Origin of the sequence: Curtobacterium sp. MCBA15_005 (assembly GCF_001864855.1) — a bacterium.
In the GTDB taxonomy this organism is placed as follows: Bacteria; Actinomycetota; Actinomycetes; order Actinomycetales; family Microbacteriaceae; genus Curtobacterium; species Curtobacterium flaccumfaciens.
This window is the reverse complement of sequence record NZ_MJGL01000056.1, coordinates 149,210-163,789: the sequence shown is the minus strand read 5'-3', so window position 1 is coordinate 163,789 and position 14,580 is coordinate 149,210. Positions and strand designations below refer to the sequence as shown.

18 protein-coding genes are annotated in these 14,580 nt (G+C 71.6%); 11 read left to right on the top strand and 7 right to left on the bottom strand.

Annotated elements, in window-relative coordinates; translation table 11 throughout:
- Window positions 1-220: 220 nt before the first annotated feature.
- Entirely contained in the window at window positions 221-664 is a 444-nt protein-coding gene (gene aroQ / locus BIU89_RS14455; RefSeq protein ID WP_027466301.1) for a type II 3-dehydroquinate dehydratase, read from the bottom strand.
- A gap of 142 nt (window positions 665-806) precedes the next feature.
- Here aroQ and BIU89_RS14450 point away from each other — a divergent pair, with 142 nt between their 5' ends.
- Together BIU89_RS14450 and BIU89_RS14445 are read left to right on the top strand one after the other, a co-directional pair.
- Entirely contained in the window at window positions 807-2,477 is a 1,671-nt protein-coding gene (locus tag BIU89_RS14450; RefSeq protein WP_071247518.1) for a sodium:solute symporter family protein, read from the top strand.
- Between the two features lie 22 nt (window positions 2,478-2,499).
- Window positions 2,500-2,835, top strand: coding sequence for a hypothetical protein (locus BIU89_RS14445; protein ID WP_071247515.1), 336 nt, complete (start codon window positions 2,500-2,502; stop codon window positions 2,833-2,835).
- 221 nt (window positions 2,836-3,056) lie between these two features.
- Here BIU89_RS14445 and BIU89_RS18250 read toward each other — a convergent pair whose 3' ends face one another.
- Complete coding sequence (locus tag BIU89_RS18250) at window positions 3,057-3,701, bottom strand: DUF3800 domain-containing protein (RefSeq protein WP_139179221.1); 645 nt, start codon at window positions 3,699-3,701, stop codon at window positions 3,057-3,059.
- Here BIU89_RS18250 and BIU89_RS14435 point away from each other — a divergent pair.
- Genes BIU89_RS14435 through BIU89_RS14425 form a run of 3 tightly spaced genes read left to right on the top strand, consistent with a single transcriptional unit; the run spans window position 3,682 to window position 5,493 of the window.
- Complete coding sequence (locus tag BIU89_RS14435; RefSeq protein ID WP_071247509.1) at window positions 3,682-4,098, top strand: VOC family protein; 417 nt, start codon at window positions 3,682-3,684, stop codon at window positions 4,096-4,098. The genes BIU89_RS18250 and BIU89_RS14435 overlap by 20 nt on opposite strands.
- Before the next feature lie 37 nt (window positions 4,099-4,135).
- Entirely contained in the window at window positions 4,136-4,756 is a 621-nt protein-coding gene (locus tag BIU89_RS14430; RefSeq protein WP_071247506.1) for a DNA-3-methyladenine glycosylase I, read from the top strand.
- A gap of 56 nt (window positions 4,757-4,812) precedes the next feature.
- The gene (locus BIU89_RS14425; protein ID WP_071247503.1) at window positions 4,813-5,493 is read left to right on the top strand and encodes a DJ-1/PfpI family protein; all 681 of its coding nucleotides are present in this window, start codon (window positions 4,813-4,815) and stop codon (window positions 5,491-5,493) included.
- Between the two features lie 192 nt (window positions 5,494-5,685).
- On the opposite strand, the gene BIU89_RS14420 is transcribed toward BIU89_RS14425, so the two are convergent.
- Complete coding sequence (locus BIU89_RS14420) at window positions 5,686-6,156, bottom strand: GNAT family N-acetyltransferase (RefSeq protein ID WP_083404388.1); 471 nt, start codon at window positions 6,154-6,156, stop codon at window positions 5,686-5,688.
- Complete coding sequence (locus tag BIU89_RS19065; RefSeq protein WP_175475036.1) at window positions 6,153-6,977, bottom strand: LysR family transcriptional regulator substrate-binding protein; 825 nt, start codon at window positions 6,975-6,977, stop codon at window positions 6,153-6,155. Before BIU89_RS19065 ends, BIU89_RS14420 begins: the two co-directional genes overlap by 4 nt.
- A gap of 33 nt (window positions 6,978-7,010) precedes the next feature.
- Here BIU89_RS19065 and BIU89_RS14410 point away from each other — a divergent pair, with 33 nt between their 5' ends.
- Both BIU89_RS14410 and BIU89_RS14405 read left to right on the top strand, forming a co-directional pair.
- Window positions 7,011-7,400, top strand: a complete 390-nt coding sequence (locus BIU89_RS14410; RefSeq protein ID WP_017888549.1) for a DUF5997 family protein — start codon at window positions 7,011-7,013, stop codon at window positions 7,398-7,400.
- Window positions 7,401-7,440: 40 nt separating this feature from the next.
- A complete protein-coding gene (locus BIU89_RS14405) occupies window positions 7,441-7,947 on the top strand; it encodes a hypothetical protein (RefSeq protein WP_017888550.1) in 507 nt (168 codons plus the stop codon).
- 50 nt (window positions 7,948-7,997) lie between these two features.
- On the opposite strand, the gene BIU89_RS14400 is transcribed toward BIU89_RS14405, so the two are convergent.
- Together BIU89_RS14400 and BIU89_RS14395 are read right to left on the bottom strand one after the other, a co-directional pair.
- Entirely contained in the window at window positions 7,998-8,444 is a 447-nt protein-coding gene (locus tag BIU89_RS14400) for a phage holin family protein (RefSeq protein ID WP_083404387.1), read from the bottom strand.
- A gap of 174 nt (window positions 8,445-8,618) precedes the next feature.
- The gene (locus tag BIU89_RS14395) at window positions 8,619-10,094 is read right to left on the bottom strand and encodes an MFS transporter (RefSeq protein WP_071247493.1); all 1,476 of its coding nucleotides are present in this window, start codon (window positions 10,092-10,094) and stop codon (window positions 8,619-8,621) included.
- A gap of 119 nt (window positions 10,095-10,213) precedes the next feature.
- Between BIU89_RS14395 and BIU89_RS19060 the strand changes: the two genes are divergently transcribed.
- Entirely contained in the window at window positions 10,214-10,780 is a 567-nt protein-coding gene (locus BIU89_RS19060; protein WP_071247490.1) for a TetR/AcrR family transcriptional regulator, read from the top strand.
- Window positions 10,781-10,789: 9 nt separating this feature from the next.
- A complete protein-coding gene (locus BIU89_RS14385; protein WP_027466312.1) occupies window positions 10,790-11,317 on the top strand; it encodes an Lrp/AsnC family transcriptional regulator in 528 nt (175 codons plus the stop codon).
- 15 nt (window positions 11,318-11,332) lie between these two features.
- Here BIU89_RS14385 and BIU89_RS14380 read toward each other — a convergent pair whose 3' ends face one another.
- Complete coding sequence (locus BIU89_RS14380) at window positions 11,333-11,764, bottom strand: GNAT family N-acetyltransferase (protein WP_071247487.1); 432 nt, start codon at window positions 11,762-11,764, stop codon at window positions 11,333-11,335.
- Window positions 11,765-11,875: 111 nt separating this feature from the next.
- On the opposite strand from BIU89_RS14380, the gene BIU89_RS18680 reads away from it, so the two are divergent.
- On the top strand, window positions 11,876-13,195 hold the full coding sequence (locus tag BIU89_RS18680; RefSeq protein WP_071247484.1) for a hypothetical protein: 1,320 nt from the start codon (window positions 11,876-11,878) through the stop codon (window positions 13,193-13,195).
- An 87-nt stretch (window positions 13,196-13,282) separates the two neighbouring features.
- On the top strand, window positions 13,283-14,580 hold a 1,298-nt coding region (locus BIU89_RS18675), incomplete at its 3' end, for a hypothetical protein (RefSeq protein ID WP_071247481.1).

The following is a 14,580-nucleotide window of genomic DNA, read 5'->3' as shown; positions in this document are numbered from 1 at the left end:
ACCTGGTGCTTCCGGGCGTACCGGGTCGGAACTTCTCATCAGGTACGCCCGGAACCACCTTGCATCGCGCGTGCCATGGGAAGGAACGGGCGCGACCCAGCGTGACCAGATGGCGGACTGGAGGCCCGTGGCGACGCCGCCACGCGCCTCCAGTCCGCCCGCACCGCACGGAGACCGCCGGCGCGTCGCCGGTACCGGCGGCGTGGGCCCAGTCCGTGGCTCAGCCGAGCAGGGACGCGACGTGCGCGACCGCCAGGCGGTAGCCGTCGGCGCCCGCGCCGGCGATGACCGCCGTCGCGGCGGTGGCGACGTGGTCGACGTGGCGGAACGGCTCGCGCTTCCACGTGTTCGACAGGTGCACCTCGACGACGGGGACCCACAGGGCCTCCACCGCGTCGTGCAGCGCGACCGAGGTGTGCGCGTAGGCGGCGGGGTTGATGACGACCGCGGCGAAGTCGTCGAGGGCCTCGTGCAGCCACTCGACCAGCTCGCCCTCGCGGTTCGTCTGGCGGAAGTCGGCCTCGAGCCCGTGCACGGCCGCCTCGGTGTGCACGATCGCCTCGATCTCGGCGAGCGTCACGGTGCCGTACTGCTCCGGGTCGCGGCGCCCGAGGATGTCGAGGTTCGGGCCGTTGAGGACGAGGATGCGCGACGCGTCGGTCATGGGCCGAGCGTAGCGAACCAGGGGAGCGCTGCGCGGCTCGGACGATGCATGCGCTGGCTATGTGAACGGTCACAATTCGGTGTAACGTCTCCGTCCGGGTCGGCAGAGTTGTCGACTGCAACACACTGACGTGGAGATGTGAATGGTTCTCGCTGCAGCGAACGAAGGGATCCGGCTCGACTTGGGCTGGGTCGACTACCTGATGATCATCGTGTACTTCGCGGTCGTCATCGGGATCGGGTTCACCGCCCGCAAGCAGGTCCGGACGAGCATGGACTTCTTCCTGTCCGGGCGCTCGATGCCGGCGTGGATCACGGGCCTGGCGTTCGTGTCCGCGAACCTCGGTGCGACCGAGATCCTCGGCATGGCGGCCAACGGTGCCCAGATCGGCATGGCCACCCTGCACTACTACCTCGTCGGCGCCGTGCCCGCGATGGTGTTCCTCGGCCTCGTGATGATGCCGTTCTACTACGGCTCGAAGGTGCGCTCCGTGCCGGAGTTCATGCTGCGCCGCTTCGGCAAGGCGCCGCACCTGGTGAACGCGATCGCGTTCGCGGTGTCGAACGTGCTCATCGCGGGCATCAACCTCTACGCGATGGCCATCGTCATCGAGGCCATGCTCGGCTGGCCGGAGTGGCTGGCGATCATCGTCTCCGCCGGTTTCGTGCTCGTCTACATCACCCTCGGCGGGCTCTCGAGCGCGATCTACAACGAGGTCATGCAGTTCTTCGTGATCATCGCGGGGCTCATCCCGCTGACGATCGTCGGTCTGCACCGCGTCGGCGGCTGGGACGGCCTGTCGAAGGCCATCACCGAGACCCAGGGCGTGCAGCACCTGCAGGCCTGGGCCGGCACCGGCTTCGGCGACGTCACCAACCCGATCGGCGCCAACTGGCTCGCCATCGTGCTCGGCCTGGGCTTCGTGCTCGGGTTCGGCTACTGGACCACGAACTTCACCGAGGTGCAGCGCGCGTTCTCGGCGAAGAACATGTCCGCGGCCCGCCGCACCCCGCTCATCGCCGCGATCCCGAAGCTCTTCATCCCGGCCATCGTCGTGATCCCGGGCCTCATCGCAGCGGCCGTGGTGGGCAACCAGTTCGCCGACGGCACGCTGACCTACAACGACGCGATCCCGAAGCTCATCCAGATGTACCTGCCGACCGGTGTGCTCGGCATCGCGGTGACCGGTCTGCTGGCGTCCTTCATGGCCGGTATGGCGGCGAACGTCTCGTCGTTCAACACCGTCTTCACCTACGACATCTGGCAGCGCTACATCCGCCCGAACATGCCCGACCTGCACTACCTGAAGACCGGCCGCTGGGTCACCGTCGTCGGCGTCGTGGTCGGCATCGCGACCGCGTTCATCGCGGCCCAGGCGTCGAACATCATGACGTACATGCAGACGCTGTTCTCGTTCTTCAACGCACCGCTGTTCGCCGTGTTCATCCTCGGCCTGCTGTGGAAGCGCATGACGACGCAGGGTGCGCTCTGGGGCTACGTCCTCGGCATCGTGACCCCGACGATCACCTGGATCGCCTACCTGGTGAACCCGGACCTGTTCGCCACCGCGACCGCGGAGACCCTGTACGGCGCGATCATCTCGTTCGTCACCGTGCTGATCGTCGGCTTCGTCGTCTCGATGCTCACCAAGCCGAAGGACGAGAAGGAGCTCGGTGGGCTCGTCTACGGCGTCGGCAAGATCGACCTGCACGGCGACTCGGTCGCGACGGACACCGCCTGGTACCGCTCGCCCGCCCTGCTCGGCACCGTCGCGCTCGTGCTGTGCGTCGTCCTGTACCTCCCGTTCCTCTGATCCGCGAAGGAGACCACTTCTCATGAGTGACACCACCACCCCCGGCGCGATGACCGAGGAGCAGAAGGCAGCCCTCGTCCGCTCCACCCGCCGACTCGACCTGCGCCGCATCCTCGGCGGCCTGTTCGTGCTCTACGGCGTGATCACGACCATCGTCGGGATCGTGCACTGGAACACCGACCCCGAGAAGACCGGCGGGATCCACATCAACCTGTGGGTCGGGATCTCGCTGCTCATCGGCGGCGGCCTGTTCTTCCTCTGGGACCGCCTGAACCCGGTGCCCGCCGAGGACATCATCGGCCAGGCCGAGGCCGAGTCGCACCAGCGTGCCGCGGGCGAGGGACGCGAGCTGGCCTGAGGCCGCTCGGGTCGGGCTTCCCCGGCCTGACGCAGAACGACGAAGTCGCTGTCGGACGACAGCGACTTCGTCGTTTCCGGCCTGGGCTGCGCACGCCTTGACCGGAGCCGAGCACGGCGGGTAGCATTGATATGTCGATCGGGTGCTGCTCGGTCGAAAGTGATCCTCGGATGTCCTGCAGCCAGCGCGGGCCCGAGGATTTGCGCTTTCGGGGGCGTGCGTCAGGAAACCAGGATCGGGCTCGTCAGTCCGTGATCCCCGGCGAGGCCGGCAACATGAGCCCCGCAGGCGATGTCGGCCAACGCGAGGAGCGGCTCTTCGGACGGGTTGAGGTGCTCGAACCGCACTCCATGACCGACTCCACGATCGCGGAGCGCATCGAACATCGCCCGGTCATCCTTGTCCCGGGCGGGTCCGCGCGTCTCGAGGACCACGTGGCCGACCTTCCGCAGCTCGAGTTCGTGCACGAGGCGTTCGATACACCGTCTTCGCCGACGTTCCGTCCGTGCCACGGCGCCGTCGTACCGGACCACGATGACGGTCACCGCACGCCGGAGGAGATCGAGCCACGAGATGCGCTGAGCTGGCAGTGCCTCGTACCAGTGCAGCTTCCGCATGCGCCGAGGGGTCGCCCGTCGAACCGCCTCGCGAGCTTCTTCCTCGCCGTTGATCCGCATGATCACCGCGGCGAGGACGTACGCGGTGTGGTCCCGCCCACCACCCGGTTCTGACTCGTCCACGTAGGCCCGCATCACGCCAGCATATTGTGTACCGGTTGGTTCCCCCACGAAACGGTTGCGCGCTGCTCCAGGTGGGTCCAGGTTGAGCGTGACGAAAGGAACCGCCATGGACACGATGGTCTTCATCAACCTGCCCGTCACGGACCTCGAGCGCTCGAAGGCGTTCTACGAGGCGCTCGGGTACTCGATCAACCCGGCCTTCAGCGACGACACCGCGGCGTGCGTGGTGGTGTCCGGATCGATCTCCGTGATGATCCTGACGACGGCGAAGTTCGCCGAGTTCACCGACAAGACGATCGCCGACGCCGACACGATCGAGGTCATCAACTCGCTCAGCGCCCCGTCGAAGGAGGACGTCCACCGCATCGTCGACGCCGCGGTCGCTGCCGGCGGCACCGAGGACCGGCCGGAGATGGACCTCGGCTTCATGTACCAGCGGAGCTTCACCGACCCGGACGGACACCGCTGGGAGTACGTCTGGATGGACGAGCAGGCGACGCAGGACGGCCCGCCCGCCGAGTGAGCCAGGCGCTGTCGGCGGCGCCCGCCAGGATGGACGCATGAGCACCGAGCCCGTCGACGCCCCGTCCGTGCCCGACCTCGTCACCGGCGACGACGGCCTCGCCCGGCCGGTCTGGGCGTCGTCGGACGAGCTCCTGCGCGAGTACTACGACACCGAGTGGGGCATGCCCGTCCGCGACGAACGCGGGGTGTTCGAGCGGCTCTCGCTCGAGGCGTTCCAGTCCGGTCTGTCGTGGCGCACGATCCTCGCGAAACGACCGGCGTTCCGTACCGCCTTCGCCGACTTCGACGCCGACACCGTCGCGGCCTTCGGCGAGGACGACGTCGCACGGCTGATGGCCGACGCCGGGATCGTCCGGAACCGCGCGAAGATCCTCGCGACGATCACCAACGCGAACGCCACGATCGCCCTGCGGCAGGACGGTGGGCTCGCCGACTTCGTGTGGTCGTTCCGGCCGGCGACCACGCCCGAGCCGCGGTCCTCCGCGGAGGTCCCGACGAAGTCGGACGAGTCCCTCGCCCTGTCGAAGGCGCTGCGGAAGCGCGGCTTCGCCTTCGTCGGACCGACCACGATGTACGCCCTGATGGAAGCGCTCGGCATCGTCGACACCCACCTGATGGGCAGCCACCGGCGCGGGACCTCCGGCGTCTGGAGCTGACGGGCAGCCAGCGAGAACGGGAACGGGAACGGGAACGCCGGGACTATGGTCGCGACATGGCCGACGACATCCGGATCGCGTTCCTGCTGTTCCCGCACCTGACCCAGCTCGACCTGACCGGTCCGGCGCAGGTCCTCAGCCGCGTGCCCGGCGCACGCGTCGAGTACGTGGCGGCGACGCTCGACCCGGTGCCGAGTGACTGTGGCCTGTCACTCCTCCCGACGACCACGATGAGCGATGCCCGAGCGGCGGACGTGCTCGTGGTGCCCGGTGGTGACGGTGCCTTCGACGCGATGCTCGACCCGGACGTCGTGGCCTTCGTGCGGCGTCAGGCCGAGCACGCGACGTGGATCACCTCGGTGTGCACCGGTGCCTTCGTGCTCGGCGCCGCCGGGCTGCTCGCCGGCAGACGCGCGACCACCCACTGGGCCTCGAAGCCGATGCTCGAGGCCTTCGGAGCGCAGCCGGTGGACGCCCGGATCGCCCGGGACGGCGCCGTCGTCACCGCCGCCGGCGTGAGCGCGGGCATCGACATGGCGTTGTGGCTCGCGGCCGAGCTCGCCGGACAGTCCGCGGCCGAGGCGATCCAGTTGCAGATCGAGTACGACCCGCAACCGCCGTTCGACCACGGATCGGCTGAACGCGCAGACGCCGTCGTCGTCACCCGGGCCCGCGCAGCAGCCGAGGAATCGCGCGGCGCGAGGGTGACCCGCGCCGCCGCAGCCGTCCTGCGCTGACGCGGACCTTCGGACGGTCACGAATCCCCGCTGGCCTCCGCCGAGTGGTCACGACACGTCGATCCGGGCGCGGCCGGTCGACACTTCGTGACCGCCCGGGGCCATGCACGCGGGGTGTTGTGACCGGGCGGACCCGAGCCGCCGGCGTCAGCCGCAGCCGCCGCCGCCGCAGTCGCGCGGCCGCCGCGCGGGCTAGACCAGCGGCTTCCGCATCTGCGCCGACGTCACCTGGTACCCGAGCGCCGCGTAGAGCTCCTGCGCCCCGGTGTTGTAGCCGAACACGTTCAGCCCGATGCTCGTCGCACCGTTCTCAGCGGCGGCGCGGTGCCCGAGTTCGAGCGCCCGACGCGCGTGCCCGCGGCGCCGGTGCGCCTCGTCGATCTCGACGTTGAACACCCACCAATCGGTGCTGCCCGGCGTGAGCGGTCCGATCCACAGGTACCCGATGACGGTGTCGTCCTGGTCGATGACGTCCCACACGAGGTGCCCGTCGGCGGGAGACCCGCCCGGGAACCAACGGTCCCGCGACTGCTGTTCGTTCGCCTCGGCCTGCTCGCGGGTCTCGCCCGCCTGCATCCGTGCCTCGACGTACTCGGCCATCGTGCGCCGGAGCCAGGCCGGGAGGCGCGTGGCCGGCATCGGTGCCAGCCGCGTGTCCGTCATCGGTTGCCCTTGGAGCCCCGGCTCGGCTTGCCGCGCATCTTGCCGCGACCCGGCGTGGGTCCCTTGCCGGTGTTCGACTTCTTGCCGCTGCCGGACTTCCCGCTGCCGGGCGACTTGGCCTTGGCCTTGCCGCCGGCGCCGGCGGAGCCGCCCTTGGAGCCCGGCGCGCCTGACCCGCGTGACCCGCCCGACCCACCGGACGAGCCCTTGGCAGCCGACCCGGCCTTGGCGCCGCCACGAGCCGGACGCGAGCCGTCGTCGTCGTCGCGATCCGTGCCTCCCGGCTGGCGCGAACTGTTGGCGGTCCGCCCGCGCACCACGCCGATGAACTCCTCGGTGGTCTCGGTGGCGTCCTCGTCCCGCCAGACCAGTGCGATGCGCGTGCCCTCGGCGTTCATGAGCGGACGACCCACCAGGTCCTTGCGGCTGGCGGCGCGGAACAGCGACTGGGGGAGCACGACGACGCCGACGTTCGCCTCGACCAGGTCGAGCGAACCGTCGATGTCGGCCGGAACCGGGCCGGCGTCGATCACGTGGACCTCGGCGTCGGCGAGGTCGACCTCGGCGAGTTCGGCGAGGGGGGAGTCCTTGGGCATCGCGACGACGGCCGTCTCGGTCCAGAGCGGGATGGCGTTGTGCTGCTCGGACACGGGCATGCGTGCGAAGACCATGTCGGCCTCGCCCGCCAGCGTGTCGTCGACGTCGTCGGCGCCGATCGGCCGCAGCCGGAGCTCGACGGAGGGGAAGCGTTCCCGCCAGACACGGGCCCACTTTGCGGGGGAGACCCCCGGCACGAAGGCGATGGTGAGAGCCGCGGTCATGCAGACGAGCATAGGGGCCGTACCCTTGTCCTCATGGCGCAGGAACAGACCATGAAGCCCGAGACGGCTGCGAAGAAGCTCGGCATCTTGCTGACGGCCGCTCCGGAGTCCTTCCAGAGCGCTCCCCTCACGCGGACCGCCTTCGACGAGCTCCGGACCGAACCCCCGACCTGGCTCGAGGACCTCCGACGCGACGGCCCGCACCCGCGACCCGTCGTGGCGCAGAAGCTCGGGATCTCCATCTCCGGCCTGAGCCGTGCGGGGATCGACGACGCACTGACGACGGCGGACATCAAGACGCTGCTCGAGCAGAAGCCCGAGTGGCTCGTCCGTGAGCGTGCGACGCAGGCCGCCGTGCACGCCGAGAACGCCCGCGTGAAGCAGGAGCGCGCCGCCAAGGCCGCTGCCCGCGCCGAGGACTGACCCCACCCCGCACCACTCCGCCGCACCGAGGACGCCCCACGTGCACGAGACCGTCGCCGACGCCATGCTCGTCGTGCCGCAGTTCGCGTCGGTGTGCTGCATCGTCGGTGACCGCTACCGACCGCGCCCGGGCGTGATCGTGCCGGCGGGCGTGATGCTCGTCGCGATGCTCATGCCCGTCGTCGACGCCGGTGCGGTGTGGACCCTGTTCGCCGCGACCCTCCTGCTCCTGCTCGCGCCGTTGCCCGTGATGCGTCGCCGCCGCGCCGACGGTCGCCGCGCGGAGCCGATGGACGTCCACCGTGCGCTCTCCGCCGTCGTGATGGCCGGGATGCTGCTGATGGGTCACGCCTCGGGCGTCGCCGGCGACCACGCCGGGCACGGCATCGCCCTGTCCGCGGTGCTCGGCGCCGGCGTGATCGGCTACTGCGCGTTCAGCGGCTGGCTGCTCCGGTACGAGTGGGGCCGTGAGGACCGGCGGGCCGTCCGCAGCGGCGAGGTCTTCGCGATGACCGTCGCCGTGGTCGGCATGACCCTGGCGATGTAGCGGAGCCCGCGCCGGCGGTCGCGCCCCCCGCAGCCGGTCCGTCGAGTCCGTCAGTCGCGCGCGGCGCCGTCCGCCCGGGCATCCGCGTGCGTCACCCGCTGCTTCGCCGCCTGGATCGTGTCCTTCGGCACCGGCGGCACACCCCGCCGGATCCCACGCAGGCCGACGACGAACAGGATCGCGGTCACGATCGCGAACACGACGAACGTGATCCCGGTCGCCGCCCACAGCGGCAGCGCCAGGGCGAGCAGCGCCACCGCGAAGCCGGCAAGTGCGACCAGGGTGGTCACGGCGAACCCGACGGCCACCCCGGTGAGCACCAGCCCGGTCTTCGCACCGCTCGCGCGCTCGCCGATCTCGCGCCGCGCCGAGGCGACCTCGTCGCGGACGGCCCGCAGCACCGGCTCGAGGGCCTTCTGCACGAGTCCGGCGGTCACCGTGTCGCGGAACGACGGCCGTCCGGGAGCGGTGGTGTCGTCGTGGTCGGTGCTGCTCATGGGGTCTCCTGTCCGGGCGCGGCGGTCCGCGTCCCCTGACGGGACGCGACTGGTCCGATGATCGTCACGCCGGCTCGTATGCGCCCGGTGCGTTCCCAGGTTGTGCGACGGACGGGAGGCCCGTCCCGCGTCGACGACGCTGGACGGGCCTCCCGGGTGGTCGGGACCAGGGCCCTACTCGGTGACCTCCTCGAGGTCGTCGATCCCACGGGCGGCGGCCGCTGCGCGGCGGGCGCGCATCGACGGCGCGGCGAGCGCGGCGAGCACGGCCACGACCGCCACGCCGGTGCACGCCCAGAACCCGATGGTGAACGCGTCGTCGGTCGGCAGTCCCTGCGGCGTGCTGTGCGAGGTGATCAGCGCTGCGATGACGGCGGTGCCGACGCTCGAGCCGATGGTGCGGACGACCGTGTTGGCGCTGATGGCCTCACCAGTCTGGTTCGCGGGGACGCTCTCGATGATCGCGTTCGAGCAGGCGGCGAGGGCCATGCCGATGCCGATGCCAGTCAGGACGCCGGAGGCCACCACCTGCCACAGCTCGGCGTGTGCGATCGCGGGCAGCACGAACGCGGCGACGATGGCGAACCCGCCGATGAGCATCGGCGGCTTCGGGCCGACCTTGCGCACCAGGATGCCCGCGATGGGCCCGGCGACGACCATCATCACGACGGTCGGCAGCAGGAAGAGACCGGCCTGGGTGACGTCCTTGCCGAAGCCGTAGCCGAGCGCCGTCGGGAGCTGCAGGAGCGTCGGCACGAGGACGAAGGTGCCGAACATCGCGAACCCGAAGACGAGTGCGACGACGTGGGCGGTCCAGACCCCGCGGACCGCGAAGAGCCGGACGTCGATGAGCGGCTCGGCGACCCGGAGCTCGACGAGGACGAACACGACCAGTGCGACGGCGCCGAGGACCAGCAGGCCGATGGTCTTGCCGTCGCCCCAGCCCCAGGTCTCGCCCTCGCTGACGGCGAGCAGGATCGCGACGAGCGACACCGCCAGGACGAACGTGCCGGCCATGTCCAGGCGGCCGGGCTTCCGCACCGGGGACTCCGGCATGCCGAAGACGGCGCCGAGCAGTGCGATGACGACGAGCACGGCGGGGAGCCAGAACAGCCAGTGCCACGACAGGTGCTCGACGATGGGTCCGGCGGCGACGATGCCGACGCCGGCACCGATGCCGAAGATCGCGGACAGCAGGCCGATCGTGACGCTGACCTTCTCCTTCGGCAGCTCGTCACGCACGATGCCGATCGACAGCGGCATCACGGCTCCGGCGGCACCCTGCAGCGCCCGTCCGACGATCAGGACGCCGAGGTTCGGTGCGAGGGCGGCGAGCACGGCGCCGACGAGCAGGATCGACAACACCACGATCAGGACCTTGCGCTTGCCGATCATGTCGCCGAGGCGACCGAGGATCGGCGTGAGCACCGAGGCGGAGAGCAGGTAGGCGGTGAGCACCCAGCTCGTCGCACTGGTGGAGGCGCCGAGGTCCTGCCCGATGGTCGACAGTGCCGGGGCGACGAGCGACTGCAGGACGGCGAAGGACAGGCCGCCGAGGGACAGGTAGACGATGATCGCCGTGCTGTTCGGCCGGCGTCCGTCGGTGGTGGGGTGCGAGCCGGTCCGTGGGCTCTGCATGGTGTCGGTCATCGTGCTCCGTGTCGTCGTGGTCGTCGATGTAAACAATTGCTGACATGACGAGCGTACGCGCTCGGGTGAGCATGTCAACGCTTGCTTACATCCCTGTGAGGACCGATAGGCTGCGCTCCATGAGCAAGGACGCCGCGGCCACCCGACTCCTGCTCGTGCAGGCCTCCCGGCGTCGGTTCGCCTTCGACGGGTACCGCGGGACGACGGTGCGCGACATCGCCGGGGACGCCGGGGTGAACGTCGCCCTCATCAATCGGTACTTCGGCTCGAAGGAGGGGCTCTTCCGCGCCTGCCTCGACCGGGTAGTCCGCGACCTGGGGGCCGAGGAGACGAGCCAGCAGGGCCTCGAACGGGCGCTGACCGGGATCATCACGCACATCGTGCGCGCCCCGACCGACGACGACTCCCTGCAGCTCATGCTCCTGCTCCGGTCCTCCGGCGACGACGGTGCCGATGCCATCCGCCGGGAGACGCTGCGCCGGTACGCCGAACGGCTCGCGGGCACGGTCGGCGGCGCGGGGTCCGAGGAACTGCTCGTCCGTGCCGAGATCGCGCTGGCGGTGGTGCTCGGGATGTCGATGCTCCGTCAGTCCACCGCGGTGGAACCGCTGGCATCCGCCGACGACGCTGTCGTGTCGGCCGCGCTCGAGGACGCCCTCCGCGCCCTGCTCGCGCCGCCGCGGTAGCGTCGAGCCGTGTCCGACCGTCCCGCACGTCGCCCCGACCCCGCTCCGCGCCTCGACGAGGTCGACGAGCGCATCCTCTGGACCCTGTCGGCCGACGCCCGGATCCCGAACAACCGGCTCGCCGCCGCCGTCGGCATCGCGCCGTCGACCTGCCTGGCACGGGTCCGCGCGCTCGAGGACGCCGGGGTGATCCGCGGCTACCGGGCCGAGGTGGACGTCGCCCGGCTCGGGTTCTCGATCGAGGCGATGGTGTCCGTCCGGGTGCACGCCGCGGCCCGCCACGAACTGCGGGACTTCGCCAAGCGCCTGCTGCGGGTGCCCGTCGTGCAGGACGTGTCGTTCCTGGCGGGGGACAAGGACTTCCTCGTGCACATCGCGTGCGAGTCGACCGAGCAGCTCCGCGACTTCGTCGCCGACGAACTCAGCGGCGACCCCTCGGTGGCGACGACGCAGACGAACATCGTGTTCGAACGCCTCGTCGCCGACCGGGCCACCCAGGGCCGCTCGTTCGACGAACTGCGGCGCTGGCGGGCCTGACGCGCGGAACCCGGGTCAGCGCTTCCGGGTCATCGGGATGTGCGGGATGCGGTCCTCCAGGTACTCGTCGCCCGAGCGCACGAAGCCGAAGCGGCCGTACCACTGCTCCAGGTGCGACTGGGCACCGAGGGTGATGCTCGGCGAGCGGGACTCGGCGATCGCGGCCTCCATGAGCTGCGCGCCGAGTCCCTGGCCGCGGGCGTGCTTCGCGGTGGCGACCCGGCCGATGCGCTCGGTGCCGTCGGGCTCGCGGAGCAGGCGGAGCGTCGCGTCCACCGAACCGTTGCCGGCCCAGAACTGCACGGTGCCCGGCTCGAGGTCACGGCCGTCGATGTCGCCGTACGCGGCTTCCTGCTCGACGACGAAGACGTCCTGGCGGAGCCGCAGGATCTCGTGCAGCGTGACGATGTCCAGGTTGCGGGTCGGAGCGTTGAAGATCGAGACCACGGACGGCCCTTCCTGAGAATTTCTTCCGAAACAGGGTGTGTTCCGGACCGGATCGGCGTACATTGCCGGTCAACCACTCTACGTGCGCAGCCGAGATCGGGAGGTGAGCGCATGGACCACCCGTTGCGCGCACCCTGGCGCGCCGCACTCCGTATCGTCCTGCTGGGCGTCGGGACCCTCGCCGCCCTCGTGCTGCTGTCCCTGCTGCTCGGCGCGCGACCGGCCTCCGCCGCGACGACCTCGGCCGTCCCGACCGAGCAGCGCGGCCTCGTCGGCAGCGTCGTGGACGGCGTCGGTGGCACCGTGCAGGGCGTGACCGGCGAGGTCGGCAAGGTCGTCGGCGGCGTGACGGCTCCCGTCCGCAAGGCCGTGGCACCCGCACCCGCACCCGCACCTGCTCCTGCTGCGCCCGCTCCGGCCCACGCGCCCGCGCCCGCTCCGGCCCACGCGCCCGCACCCGCTCCGGTGCCCGCGGCGCCCGCACCTGCCCCGGCTCCCGCGCCCCCCGCCGCGCCGTCGAGCCCCGCTCCGGCCGCGACCACCCCGGCTGCCGCGCCCACCACGACCGCCCCCGCGGCCGGCGCGGCCACGCGCCCGGTGCGACAGGTCGTCGACCAGGTGACCAGTGCCTCCCGGCCGGTCACCGACACCGTCGCGAACGTCCTGCGCCCTGTCACCGGCACCGTGGAACGCATCACCGACACGCGCCCCGTGACCGCCGTCGTCGACACCGTCGACGACGTGGTCGGCAGCGTCCCGGTGGTCGGCACGGTCCTCGGCGACGACACCCTCGGCACCGTCACCGGCCCGGTCACGGGCCTCGTCGACGACACGCTCGGCTCGGTCGGCACGACCGTGGGCGCCGTCCCCGACGTGGTCGAGAGCGTCGTCCCGTCCGTCGGCGGCACCCTGCCAGGAGGCACGGCCCCCGTCGTCGACGTCCCCGCGCTCCCGGTGGGCGGCGGTTCGAACCCGTCCGCCGGGCCCGTCCCGTCGGTGCCGGTCGCGAACGCCCCCGTCCGGCCCGGAACGGTCCCCGTGCAGGGCACCTCGGCGCCCGCACGCGCCGTCGCGGCCGATGCCCTGGGCCCTCGCTCCGCCGGGCTTCGCCCGTCGGAGCCGGTCGCCGCAGTCGCCACGACGGTCACGGTCGGCCCGCTCGCCGCGGCCGTCGAGGCGCAGGACGCGACCCTCGGTGGGCGCGCGCTGCTCGTCCCCGCGGACGGCGAGGGCCACGGGCTCCCGTTCGACGGGGCCGACGCCGGTGTGCTCGGCGGCAGTGCCTCCTCGACCTCCGGCGGCGCAGCAGCCGTCGGCATCGTCGGCTCGACCGACGACGTCGTCTCCCTCGCCGCGGGGTCTCGCGGCACGCTCTCCGACGACGCGGTCCCCGCATCCGTCGTCGGCGAGCACGACGTCGCCCCTGACTGAGATCGGTGCGCCTGTCCGCCACGGCAGGCACGCACACATCCCGGCTGCGTCCGCGGTCGGTGACGATCTCGATCAGGGAGTACGACCATGAACAAGTACGTCTCCAGAGGGCTCTGGTTCGCCCTCTTCGTCGGCGGGCTCACGCTCGGCGGCACGGCTGCGGCGAACGCGGCCACGACATCCGGTGCCGACGGCATCGTCTCGGGCACCCAGGTGGCCCCCGCCGTGGACGCCCCGGTGTCCCTCGGCGGCAACGCGATCGCCGTGCTCGGCGACGCAGTGTCGACGGCGACCGGGTCCACGCCCGCCGCTCCGGCTCCGGCTACGACCGCTCCTGCCCCCAGCACCTCGGGCGAGGACGGCACACTCTCGGGCACCCAGGTGGTGCCGGACGTCGCGGCACCGGTGACGGTCGCCGGCAACGCCGTGGCCGTCGCCGGTGACGCCGTCTCGGCCGCCGCACCCGCGGCAGCTCCGACGCCTGCGGCACCGGCACCGGCACCGGCTCCGGCTCCGGCGCCTGCCGCCCCTGCCACTTCCGCTCCGAGCACCTCGGGCGAGGACGGCACGGCTTCCGGCACCCAGGTCGCCCCGACCGTGACCGTCCCCGTGACGGTGGCCGGCAACGGGATCGGCGTCCTCGGCGACGGCACCTCGACGTCGACCGCCCCGGCGGCGACCACTCCGGCGCCGGCTGCCGAAGCACCGTCGGCACCCAGCACCTCGGGCACCGACGGACTGCTCTCCGGCACCCAGGTGACCGGCCTGGTCGACGTCCCGGTGACGATCGGTGGGAACGGCATCGGCGTCCTCGGTGACGGGACCGCGACGGGCACGACGCCCGCCGCGGGCTCGGGTACCGCGACCGGGACTGCACCGGCGGCCGGTGGTTCGACCTCGGGTTCGGACGGCACGGCCTCGGGCACGCAGGTGTCCCCGGTGATCTCGATCCCGGTCACGGCGGCGGACAACGGCATCGGACTGCTCGGGACGGGCACCTCGACGGGCACAGCGCCCGCCGCGGGCACGGGGACCGGGACCGCTCCGGCGGCCGGTGGTTCGACCTCGGGTTCGGACGGCACGGCCTCGGGCACGCAGGTGTCCCCGGTCGTCGACGTCCCGGTGACGATCGGTGGCAACGGCATCGGCGTCCTCGGCGACGGCACGAGCACCGGCGGCACGACGGCTCCGGCCACCGGCACCACGACCCCGACGACCGGCGGTTCGACCTCCGGCGACGGCGGCCTGCTCTCCGGCACCCAGGTCACCCCGGTGATCAGCCTGCCGATCACCATCGGCGGCAACGGGATCGGCATCGTCGGTGACGGCACCAGCACCACCCCCGGCACCGGCACCGGCACAGACCCCGGTACGGACCCGGGCAC

Coding starts and splice junctions, on each gene's coding strand:
- BIU89_RS14445 (WP_071247515.1), top strand. CDS start 2,500: ATGAGTGACACCACCACCCCCGGCGCGATGACCGAGGAGCAGAAGGCA.
- BIU89_RS14420 (WP_083404388.1), bottom strand. CDS start 6,156: ATGACGGACACGCGGCTGGCACCGATGCCGGCCACGCGCCTCCCGGCC.
- BIU89_RS14395 (WP_071247493.1), bottom strand. CDS start 10,094: ATGACCGACACCATGCAGAGCCCACGGACCGGCTCGCACCCCACCACC.
- BIU89_RS14400 (WP_083404387.1), bottom strand. CDS start 8,444: ATGAGCAGCACCGACCACGACGACACCACCGCTCCCGGACGGCCGTCG.
- BIU89_RS19065 (WP_175475036.1), bottom strand. CDS start 6,977: ATGACCGCGGCTCTCACCATCGCCTTCGTGCCGGGGGTCTCCCCCGCA.
- BIU89_RS19060 (WP_071247490.1), top strand. CDS start 10,214: ATGAGCAAGGACGCCGCGGCCACCCGACTCCTGCTCGTGCAGGCCTCC.
- BIU89_RS14435 (WP_071247509.1), top strand. CDS start 3,682: ATGGACACGATGGTCTTCATCAACCTGCCCGTCACGGACCTCGAGCGC.
- BIU89_RS14450 (WP_071247518.1), top strand. CDS start 807: ATGGTTCTCGCTGCAGCGAACGAAGGGATCCGGCTCGACTTGGGCTGG.
- BIU89_RS14430 (WP_071247506.1), top strand. CDS start 4,136: ATGAGCACCGAGCCCGTCGACGCCCCGTCCGTGCCCGACCTCGTCACC.
- BIU89_RS18680 (WP_071247484.1), top strand. CDS start 11,876: ATGGACCACCCGTTGCGCGCACCCTGGCGCGCCGCACTCCGTATCGTC.
- aroQ (WP_027466301.1), bottom strand. CDS start 664: ATGACCGACGCGTCGCGCATCCTCGTCCTCAACGGCCCGAACCTCGAC.
- BIU89_RS18250 (WP_139179221.1), bottom strand. CDS start 3,701: ATGAAGACCATCGTGTCCATGGCGGTTCCTTTCGTCACGCTCAACCTG.
- BIU89_RS14410 (WP_017888549.1), top strand. CDS start 7,011: ATGGCGCAGGAACAGACCATGAAGCCCGAGACGGCTGCGAAGAAGCTC.
- BIU89_RS14425 (WP_071247503.1), top strand. CDS start 4,813: ATGGCCGACGACATCCGGATCGCGTTCCTGCTGTTCCCGCACCTGACC.